The sequence below is a fragment of the Ochrobactrum sp. CGA5 genome (assembly GCF_006345815.1).
In the GTDB taxonomy this organism is placed as follows: domain Bacteria; phylum Pseudomonadota; class Alphaproteobacteria; order Rhizobiales; family Rhizobiaceae; genus Brucella.
This window is the reverse complement of sequence record NZ_VCIG01000038.1, coordinates 772,509-786,288: the sequence shown is the minus strand read 5'-3', so window position 1 is coordinate 786,288 and position 13,780 is coordinate 772,509. Positions and strand designations below refer to the sequence as shown.

Sequence of the window (13,780 nt, the reverse complement as noted above, 5' to 3'; positions counted from 1 at the left end):
CAGGGCCAGGCTGGCGACAACATCGGCGCTCTGATCCGCGGCGTTGGCCGTGAAGACGTTGAACGCGGCCAGGTTCTCTGCAAGCCGGGTTCAGTGAAGCCGCACACGAAGTTCAAGGCAGAAGCTTACATTCTGACCAAGGACGAAGGTGGCCGTCACACGCCGTTCTTCACGAACTACCGTCCGCAGTTCTACTTCCGCACGACGGACGTGACCGGCGTTGTCACTCTGCCGGCTGGTACGGAAATGGTCATGCCTGGCGACAACGTCGCTATGGACGTCACCCTGATCGTGCCGATCGCGATGGAAGAGAAGCTTCGCTTCGCTATCCGTGAAGGCGGCCGCACCGTCGGTGCAGGCATCGTCTCCTCGATCATCGAGTAATGAATTTAACTGGCGGTAACGCCGCCAGTCTGGCATTTTAAATGCCGCATAGGGGTATAGCTCAGTTGGTAGAGCGACGGTCTCCAAAACCGTAGGTCGCGGGTTCGAGCCCTGCTGCCCCTGCCACTTTATAACGGGTGCTCATGGCTTGACTATGGGCGCCCGTTTTCTATATTGTAAGTTAGGCGGCAATCTATGCCGCCTTACCTTTTCAGTGGCGGCGCGGGCTTCGGCAGGGCGACGCTGTTGAAAATGATAATTCTCTGCCGGATTTGTTGGCCAGGCAGGGAAGGATTACCGTTGCACGATTGGATGGTGCGTCGAGTGGTATTCGCAAGGATCGGATTTCCGATAAGCCTGTATGGTATTCTTTTACCTTTGGGCTTGTGTTTTTTGGGAATCGATTCTATGTAGCGTCAACAGACACGCGGCGCGTGGGGCTGAATTTTCAGCTTTGCGTGCCGTATACGCGTGACCTTGGGCTTCTGATTCGTTTCGACGGGCTAAAGTTTGGGGGTAACGCCGGATCAATGACAGAGCGGCAGATGGCATCCAAGACGAATCCGATCACCTTTTTTCAGCAGGTTCGCGCCGAAACGGCGAAGGTGACCTGGCCTACACGGCGTGAAACGGTCATCTCCACCATTATGGTGGTGATCATGGCGTTTCTGGCTGCTGCGTTCTTTTTTCTTGCCGACCAGCTTATGGCCTATGGCGTTGAATTTATTCTCGGCCTTGGTCGATAAGTTAGGATTGGGGAGTTTTTAGATGACGGCGCGCTGGTACATCGTTCACGCCTATTCCAATTTCGAGAAGAAGGTCGCTGAGGATATCGAAGCCAAGGCGAAGCAGAAGGGTCTGTCCGAGTTGATCGAACAGATCGTTGTGCCGACCGAGAAGATTGTTGAAGTGCGCCGTGGCCGCAAGGTTGATGCAGAGCGCAAGTTCTTTCCGGGTTACGTGTTGGTTCGTGCAACCCTGACAGATGCCGTTTTCTCGCTTATAAAGAATACGCCGAAAGTCACCGGTTTTCTTGGCGATTCCAAGCCTGTTCCGGTTTCTCAGAAGGAGGTCGATCAAATTCTGAACCAGGTTCAGGATGGTGTCGAGCGTCCAAAGACTTCGGTATCCTTTGAGATTGGCGAAAATGTTCGCGTTTCCGACGGCCCGTTTGCTTCTTTCAACGGTATCGTTCAGGAAGTTGATGAAGAGCGTGCGCGTCTCAAGGTTGAGGTTTCCATCTTCGGGCGTGCGACGCCTGTCGATTTGGAATACGGTCAGGTCGACAAGCTCTGATCGTTTTGCCCGTGAGGGCGTTCATCCAGGCCGGTTTTTTTGGGTTGGATGAAGATGGTGGAAGGGAAGGCGGCTTAGCCGGTCGTTGATCTCCGCACCACCGAACTGCCCGCCAGTTCAACTGGCGTCAGTCGAGAGCCGGGATATCCGGCATTAATCGAGAAGGCCGGATATCCGGCAAGTTATAAAGGCAGAAAGCAATGGCTAAGAAAATTGCAGGCCAGCTTAAGCTCCAGGTACCGGCAGGTGCGGCCAATCCGTCGCCTCCGATCGGTCCGGCCCTGGGTCAGCGCGGCATCAATATCATGGAATTCTGCAAGGCGTTCAACGCTGCCTCGCAGGAAATGGAAAAGGGTTCGCCGATTCCGGTCGTGATCACCTATTACCAGGACAAGTCTTTCACTTTTGTGATGAAGACGCCTCCGGTAACCTACTTCCTCAAGAAGGCAGCTAACCTCAAGTCCGGTTCGAAGACCCCGGGCAAGGCAAGCGCCGGCACGATCACCCGCGACAAGGTTCGCACGATCGCTGAAGCGAAGATGAAGGATCTGAACGCCGCTGATATTGAAGCAGCGATGCGCATGATCGAAGGTTCTGCCCGTTCGATGGGCCTGGAAGTGGTGGGCTGAGACGATGGCGAAGATTTCCAAGCGCATTAACAAGATTCGCGAAGGCGTTGATCGCAATAAGCTCTACGATCTGTCGGCTGCTATTGGCCTGGTCAAGGAACGTGCTGTCGCAAAATTCGATGAAACCATCGAAATTGCGATGAACCTTGGCGTTGATCCGCGCCATGCCGACCAGATGGTCCGTGGCGTGGTCAATTTGCCGAACGGCACGGGCCGTACGGTTCGCGTTGCTGTCTTCGCCCGTGGCGACAAGGCTGAGGAAGCCAAGAAGGCTGGCGCTGACATCGTTGGTGCGGAAGACCTGTTCGAAATCGTCAATGGTGGCAAGATCGAATTCGATCGCTGCATCGCGACCCCGGACATGATGCCTCTCGTTGGCCGTCTTGGTAAGGTTCTCGGCCCGCGTGGCATGATGCCGAACCCGAAAGTTGGTACAGTCACCACCGATGTTGCAGCCGCGGTTACTGCTTCCAAGGGCGGTGCAGTCGAATTCCGCGTCGAGAAGGCAGGTATTATCCATGCCGGTATCGGCAAGGTTTCCTTCGACAATGCCAAGCTCGAAGAAAACATCAAGGCTTTCGCTGACGCCGTCATCAAGGCAAAGCCGTCGGCTGCCAAGGGTGAGTACGTCAAGCGCGTGTCGCTGTCGTCGACCATGGGCGTTGGCGTCAAGGTCGATCCGGCCACCGTCAAGGTCGTCGCGTAAGTTTTCAGAGCTCCGGTTTGCCGGAGCTCAACCCTTTCCGATTGGGGAGGTATGGCCGCCAGCCAGTCCTGCAATGCGGGGCGAAAGGCAGAAAATTCCGGATCGCAAGATCCGGATAGCCGGATGAAAATCCGGTTATCCTGTCCGAGATTGCAGGCGGATCATCATCTTCGGTCGATGGTCCTTAAACCTACAGCCTGCATGAGACGTGGAATAACCCTGTTTCGCATGAATGTGCATGCAAGGTTTGAACCGTAGTTGCCTTTGAGTGATGCCTGGTTTCCAGGATAGCTGAAGGGGACAGGATCCTCGAGCGCCGGACCAACTGTGAAGTTCGTTCGGCAAAGGCAACCCGGCAGGGCCATGTGGTCCTGTCTACTGGAGAGAGACAGTGGATAGAGCGGAAAAACGCGAATTTGTCTCGTGGCTGAACGGCGCTTTCAAAGAGTCCGGTTCGGTCGTCGTGGCCCACTATACCGGTCTCACCGTTGCGCAGATGAGCGATCTTCGTTCGAAGATGCGCGATGCAGGTGGGTCCGTTAAAGTCGCGAAAAACCGCCTTGCCAAGATCGCTCTTCAGGGCACGGAATCGGAAGGCATTGCTGATCTGTTTACAGGTCAGACGGTTGTTGCTTATGCAAACGACCCGATTGCTGCTCCGAAAGTAGCCGTCGAATTCGCCAAGGCTAACGACAAGCTCGTTATCCTCGGTGGTGCAATGGGTGCAACAACGCTTAACGCCGATGGCGTCAAGTCGCTTGCTTCGCTCCCGTCGCTCGACGAACTGCGCGCAAAGCTGGTTGGAATGATTCAGACCCCGGCTCAGCGTCTTGCAGTACTTACCAGCGCACCAGCGGGCCAGATCGCTCGCGTTATTGGCGCGCATGCCCGGAAGAACGAGGCGGCGTAAGGCCGTTTTTCGCTGTCAATTGTTCAAACCTTGAAACTAAGGAAATACCAAAATGGCTGATCTCGCAAAGATCGTTGACGACCTGTCGGCACTGACCGTTCTCGAAGCTGCTGAGCTTTCAAAGCTTCTCGAAGAGAAGTGGGGCGTTTCGGCTGCTGCTCCTGTAGCAGTTGCTGCTGCTGGTGGCGCTGCTCCGGCTGCTGCTGCTGAAGAGAAGACTGAATTCGACGTCGTTCTCGCCGACGGCGGCGCTAACAAGATCAACGTGATCAAGGAAGTGCGCGCAATCACCGGCCTCGGCCTCAAGGAAGCCAAGGACCTGGTCGAAGGCGCTCCGAAGGCTGTCAAGGAAGGCGCTTCGAAGGACGAAGCTGAGAAGATCAAGGCACAGCTCGAAGCTGCTGGCGCCAAGGTTGAACTCAAGTAAGTTCGGACTATTCTGGCGGATGGTTTTCCATCCGCCAGTTCCCGCTGGATTTCCCCGGCGGGTCGGATAACTGGAACCCTTTTCCTGAGTGCCAGAACGGCTTTCAGGAAACGGGTTTTAGCCCGTTAGAAGGACCGCTGAAAGGCGGCGATGATAAAGGCCGCAAGGCGTGAGCAAGCCGTAAGGCTATAGAACGAGGAGCGACGATGGCTCAGACCCATTCTTTCAATGGTCGCAAGCGCGTACGCAAATTTTTCGGCAAGATCCCAGAGGTCGCCGAGATGCCGAACCTGATTGAGGTTCAGAAAGCATCTTACGACCAGTTCCTTATGGTTGAAGAACCATCCGGTGGGCGTTCTGACGAGGGTTTGCAGGCGGTTTTCAAGTCTGTTTTCCCAATTCAGGATTTCTCCGGCGCTTCAATGCTCGAATTCGTTCGCTACGAGTTCGACGCACCAAAGTTCGACGTTGACGAATGCCGTCAGCGCGATTTGACGTATTCGGCGCCACTCAAAGTGACGCTGCGTCTTATCGTGTTCGATATTGACGAAGATACGGGCGCGAAGTCTATCAAGGACATCAAGGAGCAGGACGTCTACATGGGCGATATGCCGCTCATGACAGACAACGGCACCTTCATAGTCAATGGCACGGAGCGCGTGATCGTTTCGCAGATGCACCGTTCGCCGGGTGTCTTCTTCGATCACGACAAGGGCAAGACCCATTCCTCGGGCAAGCTTTTGTTCGCAGCTCGCGTCATTCCTTATCGCGGTTCGTGGCTCGATATCGAATTCGATTCCAAGGACATCGTCTACGCACGCATCGACCGTCGCCGTAAGCTTCCGGCTACAACGTTGCTCATGGCTCTTGGCATGGACAGCGAAGACATTCTGTCGACGTTCTACAACACCGTCACGTATACGCGTGACGGCGACAATTGGCGTATCCCGTATTCGGCCGACCGCTTCAAGGGTATGAAGGTCATTTCTGACCTCATTGATGCGGACACTGGTGAAGTCGTTCTCGAGGCCGGCAAGAAGCTAACCGCCCGTGCGGCCAAGCAGCTTGCCGAAAAGGGCCTCAAGGCCATCAAGGCGACGGAAGACGATCTGTTCGGTTCGTATCTTGCGGAAGATGTCGTCAATTACGCCACCGGTGAGATTTATCTCGAAGCGGGTGACGAAATCGACGAGAAGGTCCTGAAGACCCTGCTTGATACGGGCGAGACGGAGATCAACGTTCTCGATATCGACCATGTCAATATCGGTGCCTATATTCGTAACACCCTGGCTGTCGACAAGAACGAAAGCCGTCAGGAAGCCCTGTTCGATATCTACCGCGTCATGCGTCCGGGCGAACCGCCTACGATGGATTCCGCCGAAGCGATGTTCAACTCGTTGTTCTTCGACGCTGAACGTTACGATCTTTCGGCCGTCGGTCGCGTGAAGATGAACATGCGTCTGGATCTCGATGCGGAAGACACCGTGCGCGTTCTGCGCAAGGAAGATATTCTTGCCGTGGTCAAGATGCTGGTTGAGCTGCGTGACGGTCGCGGCGAGATTGATGACATTGACAATCTCGGTAACCGTCGTGTGCGTTCGGTTGGCGAACTGATGGAAAATCAGTATCGCGTCGGTCTGCTCCGCATGGAGCGCGCGATCAAGGAACGCATGTCCTCGATCGAAATCGACACGGTCATGCCGCAGGATCTGATCAACGCGAAGCCGGCTGCCGCAGCCGTCCGCGAGTTTTTCGGCTCCTCGCAGCTGTCGCAGTTCATGGATCAGACCAACCCGCTTTCGGAGATCACCCACAAGCGCCGTCTCTCGGCTCTTGGACCGGGCGGTCTCACCCGCGAGCGTGCTGGCTTTGAAGTTCGCGACGTGCACCCGACCCATTATGGTCGTATCTGCCCGATTGAAACGCCTGAAGGCCCGAATATCGGTCTCATCAATTCGCTTGCAACCTTTGCGCGCGTCAACAAGTACGGCTTCATTGAAAGCCCGTACCGCAAAGTTGTTGACGGCAAGGTCACGAACGACGTTGTCTATCTGTCGGCTATGGAAGAAGCCAAGCACTCGGTTGCGCAGGCTAACGTCGAGCTGGACGAGCAGGGTGGTTTCGTTGACGAGTTCGTCATCTGCCGTCATGCAGGTGAAGTGATGATGGCTCCGCGTGAAAACGTGGATTTGATGGACGTGTCGCCGAAGCAGCTCGTTTCGGTCGCTGCGGCTCTCATCCCGTTCCTGGAAAACGATGACGCAAACCGCGCTCTCATGGGCTCGAACATGCAGCGTCAGGCTGTGCCGCTCGTTCGGGCTGAAGCGCCGTTCGTTGGCACGGGCATGGAACCAATTGTCGCCCGTGACTCCGGTGCGGCCATTGCTGCCCGTCGTGGCGGTATCGTCGATCAGGTTGACGCAACGCGTATCGTTATTCGCGCGACCGAAGATCTCGATCCGTCCAAGTCGGGCGTCGATATCTATCGCCTGCAAAAGTTCCAGCGTTCGAACCAGTCGACATGTATCAACCAACGTCCGCTTGTTCGCGTCGGCGATCCGATCGGCAAGGGCGATATCATTGCTGACGGTCCGTCGACCGATCTTGGCGATCTGGCACTCGGCCGCAACGTGCTTGTCGCGTTCATGCCGTGGAACGGCTACAACTACGAAGACTCGATCCTTCTCTCGGAAAAGATCGTGTCGGACGATGTGTTCACTTCGATCCATATCGAAGAATTTGAAGTTGCCGCCCGTGACACTAAGCTTGGACCTGAGGAAATCACCCGCGACATTCCGAACGTTTCGGAAGAAGCGCTGAAGAACCTCGACGAAGCGGGTATTGTTTATATCGGTGCCGAAGTGCATCCTGGCGACATTCTTGTCGGCAAGATCACGCCAAAGGGCGAAAGCCCGATGACGCCGGAAGAAAAGCTTCTGCGCGCCATCTTTGGTGAAAAGGCGTCGGACGTTCGTGATACATCCATGCGGATGCCGCCCGGGACCTACGGTACGGTGGTGGAAGTTCGCGTTTTCAATCGCCACGGCGTCGAAAAGGACGAGCGCGCCATGGCTATTGAGCGCGAGGAAATTGAACGTCTCGCCAAGGACCGTGACGACGAACAAGCTATTTTGGACCGTAACGTCTATAGCCGTCTCGCCGACATGATCGATGGCAAGGTTGCCGCCGCCGGGCCGAAAGGCTTCAAGAAGGGTTCGACGATTACCCGTGAGCTGATGACCGAGTATCCGCGGTCGCAGTGGTGGCAGTTCGCTGTCGATGACGAGAAGCTTCAGGGTGAACTCGAAGCGCTTCGTAGCCAGTATGACGACTCCAAGAAGCTGCTCGAAGCACGCTTCATGGACAAGGTCGAAAAGGTACAGCGCGGCGACGAGATGCCTCCAGGCGTGATGAAGATGGTCAAGGTCTTTGTCGCTGTGAAGCGTAAGATCCAGCCAGGTGACAAGATGGCCGGCCGTCACGGCAACAAGGGTGTGGTTTCCCGCATTCTGCCAGTCGAGGACATGCCGTTCCTCGAAGACGGTACGCATGCCGACATCGTGTTGAACCCGCTTGGCGTTCCGAGCCGTATGAACGTGGGCCAGATTCTGGAAACCCACCTCGGTTGGGCATGCGCAGGCATGGGCAAGAAGATCGGTGAGCTTATCGACGTTTACCGCAAGACGGCCAATATTGAGCCGCTGCGCGAAACGCTGGAGCACATCTATCCGGATAACGACCGCAATGAACCTGTTCGGTCTTATGATGACGACTCCGTCCTCATGCTGGCCAACCAGGTGAAGCGCGGCGTGTCGATCGCAACTCCGGTCTTCGACGGTGCGGTGGAAGCCGACATCAACGCGATGCTGACGGATGCGGGTCTTGCGACTTCGGGTCAGTCGACACTGTATGATGGCCGTACGGGTGAGCCGTTCGACCGTCAGGTGACCATGGGCTACATCTACATGTTGAAGCTCCATCACCTTGTCGACGACAAGATCCACGCCCGTTCGATCGGACCTTACTCGCTTGTTACGCAGCAGCCTCTGGGCGGTAAAGCCCAGTTCGGCGGCCAGCGCTTCGGCGAAATGGAGGTCTGGGCTCTGGAAGCATACGGTGCGGCTTACACGCTGCAGGAAATGCTTACGGTCAAGTCGGACGACGTGGCAGGCCGTACCAAGGTCTACGAAGCGATTGTGCGCGGCGACGATACGTTCGAAGCTGGCATTCCAGAGAGCTTTAACGTTCTCGTCAAGGAAATGCGTTCGCTTGGCCTCAATGTCGAGCTGGACGACACGCGCGACGAACAGCAGCAGGTCCTGCCTGACGCAGCGGAATAAAGCTCAAGGGCGCGCCACGGTATTGCCGCGGCGCGCCTGTATAATCGTTTCCAGGATAGGCGGGGCATACTTCCGCACCGGTAACGAAACTACGGCAAACCAGTTCATAACTGTGTAGTACCGCGATTTTCTTTTCAGGATGGCAAGGATTTTCAGCTTGTCATCGACGACACCGGGCGACAGATCGCCCTCAAGGAGAACGGCATGAACCAAGAGGTCATGAATCTTTTCAATCCTCAGGCTCCGGCACAGACGTTCGATTCCATCAGAATCTCGATTGCCAGCCCTGAGAAGATTCTGTCCTGGTCATACGGCGAGATCAAGAAGCCGGAGACGATCAATTACCGTACGTTCAAGCCTGAACGCGATGGTCTCTTCTGCGCGCGCATCTTCGGCCCGATCAAGGATTATGAATGCTTGTGCGGCAAGTACAAGCGTATGAAGTACAAGGGCATTATCTGCGAAAAGTGCGGCGTGGAAGTCACGCTCTCGCGCGTTCGTCGCGAGCGTATGGGCCACATCGAACTCGCAGCCCCGGTTGCCCACATCTGGTTCCTGAAGTCGCTGCCAAGCCGCATCGGCACGCTGCTGGACATGACGCTCAAGGATATTGAGCGCGTTCTGTACTTTGAGAACTACATTGTTACCGAACCGGGCCTGACTTCGCTGAAGGAGCATCAGCTTCTTTCGGAAGAGGAATACATGATCGCCGTCGACGAGTTCGGCGAAGATCAGTTCACGGCTCTTATTGGTGCTGAAGCTATCTATGAGCTTCTGGCTTCGATGGAACTCGAGAAGATTGCCGCTGATCTGCGCGTCGATCTGGCCGAGACCACCTCGGACCTGAAGCAGAAGAAGCTGATGAAGCGTCTGAAGATCGTCGAGAATTTCTTGGAGTCGGGGAACCGCCCGGAATGGATGATCATGAAAATCGTTCCGGTCATTCCGCCGGACCTGCGTCCGCTCGTGCCGCTGGATGGCGGTCGTTTCGCGACCTCGGATTTGAACGATCTTTACCGCCGCGTCATCAACCGTAATAATCGTCTTAAGCGCCTGATCGAACTGCGCGCACCGGGCATCATCATCCGTAACGAAAAGCGTATGCTGCAGGAAGCTGTCGATGCGCTGTTCGATAACGGCCGTCGTGGCCGCGTCATTACCGGCGCTAACAAGCGTCCGTTGAAGTCGCTGTCCGACATGCTCAAGGGCAAGCAGGGCCGCTTCCGTCAGAATCTGCTCGGCAAGCGTGTCGACTATTCCGGTCGCTCGGTTATCGTGACAGGTCCTGAGCTGAAGCTGCACCAGTGCGGGCTGCCGAAGAAGATGGCGCTCGAGCTGTTCAAGCCATTCATCTACGCACGTCTTGATGCCAAGGGTTATTCCTCGACCGTCAAGCAGGCGAAGAAGCTGGTTGAAAAGGAACGTCCGGAAGTCTGGGATATCCTTGACGAAGTGATCCGCGAACATCCGGTTCTTCTGAACCGCGCTCCGACGCTGCACCGTCTTGGCATCCAGGCCTTCGAACCTACCCTGATCGAAGGCAAGGCTATCCAGCTTCATCCGCTCGTTTGTACGGCGTTCAACGCCGACTTCGACGGCGACCAGATGGCTGTTCACGTTCCGCTGTCGCTTGAAGCCCAGCTCGAAGCACGCGTGCTGATGATGTCGACCAACAACATCCTGCACCCGGCCAACGGCGCGCCGATCATCGTTCCTTCGCAGGACATGGTTCTCGGTCTTTATTATCTGTCCATCGTGGCAGACAAAGAGCCGGGTGAGGGCATGGTGTTTGCCGATATGGGTGAACTCCAGCATGCGCTTGAGCACAAGGTTGTCACGCTGCACACCAAGATCAAGGGCCGTTTCAAGACGGTCGATGCCGAAGGCAAGCCTGTGTCAAAGATCTACGACACTACGCCTGGCCGCATGATCATCGGTGAGCTTCTGCCGAAGAATGTCAACGTACCGTTCGACATTTGCAATCAGGAGATGACCAAGAAGAACATCTCTAAGATGATCGACCACGTCTACCGCCATTGCGGTCAGAAGGAGACGGTTATCTTCTGCGATCGCATCATGCAGCTTGGCTTTGCACATGCTTGCCGTGCGGGCATCTCCTTCGGTAAGGACGACATGGTCATTCCGGACACGAAGGCGAAGATTGTTGCCGATACCGAAGCGCTTACGACCGAATATGAACAGCAGTACAATGACGGCCTGATCACTCAGGGTGAAAAGTACAACAAGGTCGTTGACGCCTGGGGCAAGGCCACCGACAAGATCACCGAAGAGATGATGGCGCGCCTGAAGGCAGTCGAGTTCGATCCGGTGACCGGTCGCCAGAAGCAGATGAACTCGGTTTACATGATGTCGCATTCGGGTGCCCGTGGTTCGGTCAACCAGATGCGTCAGCTCGGCGGTATGCGTGGCCTGATGGCCAAGCCCTCGGGTGAAATCATTGAGACCCCGATCATCTCCAACTTCAAGGAAGGTCTGACCGTTAACGAGTACTTCAACTCGACCCACGGTGCCCGTAAGGGTCTGGCAGACACCGCCTTGAAAACGGCTAACTCTGGCTACTTGACCCGTCGTCTCGTTGACGTTGCACAGGATGCGATCATTTCGGAAGTCGATTGTGGCGCCGAAATCGGTCTCACCATGCAGCCGATCGTTGACGCCGGCCAGATCGTGGCTTCCATCGGCCAGCGTGTTCTGGGCCGTACGGCTCTTGATCCGATCCTGCATCCGGTTTCCGGTGAAGTCATCGTTGAAGCGGGTCGCATGATCGAGGAAAGGGACGTCGAGATCATCGAGAAGGCTGGTATCCAGTCGATCCGTATCCGCTCGGCCCTGACTTGCGAAACCCGCAATGGCGTTTGCGCCAAGTGCTATGGTCGCGACCTTGCACGCGGTACGCCGGTCAACCAGGGCGAAGCTGTCGGCGTTATCGCTGCTCAGTCGATCGGTGAGCCGGGCACGCAGCTCACCATGCGTACCTTCCACTTGGGCGGTACTGCTCAGGTTGTTGATAGTTCGTATCTCGAAGCTTCGTATGAGGGCACTGTCAAGCTGCGTAACCGCAACGTGGTCCGCAACTCTGATGGCAATCTCGTGGTCATGGGCCGTAACATGGCGGTTCTGATCGTTGATGCTTCTGGCAAAGAACGTGCAGTTCACCGTGTGACCTATGGCTCGCGTCTGTTCATTGACGAAGGCGATACAGTCAAGCGCGGTCAGCGTATTGCTGAATGGGATCCATACACCCGTCCAATCCTGACGGAAGTGGAAGGTTACGTCGAGTTCGAAGACCTCGTCGATGGTCTTTCGGTTTCGGAAACAGCGGACGAGTCGACTGGTATCACGAAGCGCGTCGTTATCGACTGGCGTTCAACTCCTCGCGGTTCAGACCTCAAGCCTGCCATGGTCATCAAGGACAAGGCTGGCAAGATTCTGAAGCTGTCGAAGGGTGGCGATGCCCGCTTCATGCTCTCCGTGGAATCGATCCTTTCGGTCGAGCCTGGCGCGCATGTGAAAGCCGGTGACGTTATCGCCCGTCTGCCGATGGAAAGCGCCAAGACGAAGGACATCACCGGTGGTCTGCCGCGCGTTGCGGAACTGTTCGAAGCACGTCGTCCGAAGGACCATGCCGTCATCGCCGAGATCGATGGTACCGTTCGTTTCGGTCGCGACTACAAGAACAAGCGTCGCATCATTATCGAGCCGAACGACGACACGATCGAGCCGGTCGAGTACCTCATCCCGAAGGGCAAGCCGTTCCATCTTCAGGACGGTGACGTCATTGAAAAGGGTGAGTACATTCTTGATGGCAACCCGGCACCGCATGACATTCTGGCGATCAAGGGCGTCGAAGCTCTCGCTTCGTACCTCGTGAACGAAATTCAGGAAGTCTATCGTTTGCAGGGTGTTCTCATCAACGACAAGCACATCGAGGTGATTGTCCGTCAGATGCTGCAGAAGGTGGAAATCACGGAATCCGGCGATACCGGCTACATTCCGGGCGACCACGTCGACCGTATCGAGCTGGAAGAGATCAACGAGCGTCTTATCGAAGATGGCAAGAAGCCGGGCTCCGGTAATCCTGTCCTCCTCGGTATCACCAAGGCTTCGCTGCAGACGCCTTCGTTCATCTCGGCTGCGTCGTTCCAGGAAACGACCCGCGTGCTTACCGAAGCTGCGGTCGCTGGCAAGATGGATACGCTGCAAGGTCTCAAGGAAAACGTCATCGTCGGTCGTCTCATCCCGGCCGGTACTGGCGGCATGACCAACCAGATCCGTCGCATTGCGACTGCACGCGACGAGCTGATCATCGACGAGCGCCGCAAGACTTCCGGTTCTGCCGAAGCCAATGCCATGCTGGTCGATATGACCAACAACGCTGCCGAATAAGATCGACAGATACCAAACTGAAAAGGCCGCCTTTCGGGGCGGCCTTTCTGCATTTAAGACAGGTATAGCAAGACGTGCAAAGCAGCCTCGTACAGAACTAAAGAAGGCCGGTTGTAACCGGCCTTCTTTATAATACTCATTCTTCTTCTTCGTCGTCGCCGTCGAATTCGATTAGTGCGACTTCACCGGCGATTGCCGTGGCCCAGGCGCTCTTGTGCGGCTCCTCTTCCGGTTCTTCGGTCAGCGTGCCCATCTCGAGAAGCTCAGCTTCATGATAGCCTTCTTCAGCAAGGATGCTGAGAACAGTCTGCACCAGATCCTCGTTCTCGTCCGATTTCAGAAGCAGATGCACTTCAACCGGAGATTCTTCGCCTTCGTTCCAGACGTCAGCGATAACGAGATGGACGATAGGCGAATCGTCGCCCGTAGGTGTGGAATCATTTGTGGATGTGGAAGACATTGAGAAGCCCTTAATATTCTGTTGCGTTTCGACTCAGATTTGCTTCAATACCCTTTACCAAGTGGCTGCGCCATGCTTGCATAGGAAAATGACGGTTCTGATCGCGAAATATTAGCGAATGAACCTCAAATGCAGCGCAATAAGCTGTCTGGGCGAAGCCAAAACGCCGGTTTCAGGCCCTGCACTGAAGAAACTTATGCCTCTGCCCTTGACGAAACGTC

The 13,780-nt window shown here is 55.8% G+C and carries 9 protein-coding genes, 1 tRNA gene and 1 pseudogene; 10 read left to right on the top strand and 1 reads right to left on the bottom strand.

Annotation, left to right across the window (positions count from 1 at the left end; all coding sequences use genetic code 11):
• The 10 genes and pseudogenes from tuf to rpoC all read left to right on the top strand — a co-directional run.
• Window positions 1-384 (top strand): annotated as a pseudogene (gene tuf, locus FJQ48_RS16915) (elongation factor Tu); the annotation flags it as partial.
• Window positions 385-434: 50 nt separating this feature from the next.
• Window positions 435-510, top strand: a tRNA-Trp gene (locus tag FJQ48_RS16910).
• A gap of 419 nt (window positions 511-929) precedes the next feature.
• Window positions 930-1,130, top strand: coding sequence for a preprotein translocase subunit SecE (gene secE, locus FJQ48_RS16905; RefSeq protein WP_002964376.1), 201 nt, complete (start codon window positions 930-932; stop codon window positions 1,128-1,130).
• 22 nt (window positions 1,131-1,152) lie between these two features.
• Window positions 1,153-1,680, top strand: coding sequence for a transcription termination/antitermination protein NusG (nusG, locus tag FJQ48_RS16900; protein ID WP_006467043.1), 528 nt, complete (start codon window positions 1,153-1,155; stop codon window positions 1,678-1,680).
• 200 nt (window positions 1,681-1,880) lie between these two features.
• Window positions 1,881-2,309 (top strand): 50S ribosomal protein L11, encoded by a 429-nt coding sequence (rplK, locus tag FJQ48_RS16895; RefSeq protein ID WP_139976086.1) that lies wholly within the window; start codon window positions 1,881-1,883, stop codon window positions 2,307-2,309.
• 4 nt (window positions 2,310-2,313) lie between these two features.
• Complete coding sequence (gene rplA, locus FJQ48_RS16890) at window positions 2,314-3,015, top strand: 50S ribosomal protein L1 (RefSeq protein WP_139976085.1); 702 nt, start codon at window positions 2,314-2,316, stop codon at window positions 3,013-3,015.
• Window positions 3,016-3,406: 391 nt separating this feature from the next.
• Window positions 3,407-3,925, top strand: a complete 519-nt coding sequence (gene rplJ / locus FJQ48_RS16885) for a 50S ribosomal protein L10 (protein WP_139976084.1) — start codon at window positions 3,407-3,409, stop codon at window positions 3,923-3,925.
• A 52-nt stretch (window positions 3,926-3,977) separates the two neighbouring features.
• Window positions 3,978-4,352, top strand: a complete 375-nt coding sequence (rplL, locus tag FJQ48_RS16880; RefSeq protein ID WP_010659906.1) for a 50S ribosomal protein L7/L12 — start codon at window positions 3,978-3,980, stop codon at window positions 4,350-4,352.
• A gap of 206 nt (window positions 4,353-4,558) precedes the next feature.
• Entirely contained in the window at window positions 4,559-8,692 is a 4,134-nt protein-coding gene (gene rpoB / locus FJQ48_RS16875; protein WP_139976083.1) for a DNA-directed RNA polymerase subunit beta, read from the top strand.
• Between the two features lie 204 nt (window positions 8,693-8,896).
• The gene (gene rpoC / locus FJQ48_RS16870; RefSeq protein WP_139976082.1) at window positions 8,897-13,099 is read left to right on the top strand and encodes a DNA-directed RNA polymerase subunit beta'; all 4,203 of its coding nucleotides are present in this window, start codon (window positions 8,897-8,899) and stop codon (window positions 13,097-13,099) included.
• 136 nt (window positions 13,100-13,235) lie between these two features.
• Here rpoC and FJQ48_RS16865 read toward each other — a convergent pair whose 3' ends face one another.
• On the bottom strand, window positions 13,236-13,559 hold the full coding sequence (locus tag FJQ48_RS16865; protein WP_139976081.1) for a hypothetical protein: 324 nt from the start codon (window positions 13,557-13,559) through the stop codon (window positions 13,236-13,238).
• Window positions 13,560-13,780 lie beyond the last annotated feature (221 nt).

Coding starts and splice junctions, on each gene's coding strand:
- secE (WP_002964376.1), top strand. CDS start 930: ATGGCATCCAAGACGAATCCGATCACCTTTTTTCAGCAGGTTCGCGCC.
- nusG (WP_006467043.1), top strand. CDS start 1,153: ATGACGGCGCGCTGGTACATCGTTCACGCCTATTCCAATTTCGAGAAG.
- rplK (WP_139976086.1), top strand. CDS start 1,881: ATGGCTAAGAAAATTGCAGGCCAGCTTAAGCTCCAGGTACCGGCAGGT.
- rplA (WP_139976085.1), top strand. CDS start 2,314: ATGGCGAAGATTTCCAAGCGCATTAACAAGATTCGCGAAGGCGTTGAT.
- rplL (WP_010659906.1), top strand. CDS start 3,978: ATGGCTGATCTCGCAAAGATCGTTGACGACCTGTCGGCACTGACCGTT.
- rpoB (WP_139976083.1), top strand. CDS start 4,559: ATGGCTCAGACCCATTCTTTCAATGGTCGCAAGCGCGTACGCAAATTT.
- rpoC (WP_139976082.1), top strand. CDS start 8,897: ATGAACCAAGAGGTCATGAATCTTTTCAATCCTCAGGCTCCGGCACAG.
- FJQ48_RS16865 (WP_139976081.1), bottom strand. CDS start 13,559: ATGTCTTCCACATCCACAAATGATTCCACACCTACGGGCGACGATTCG.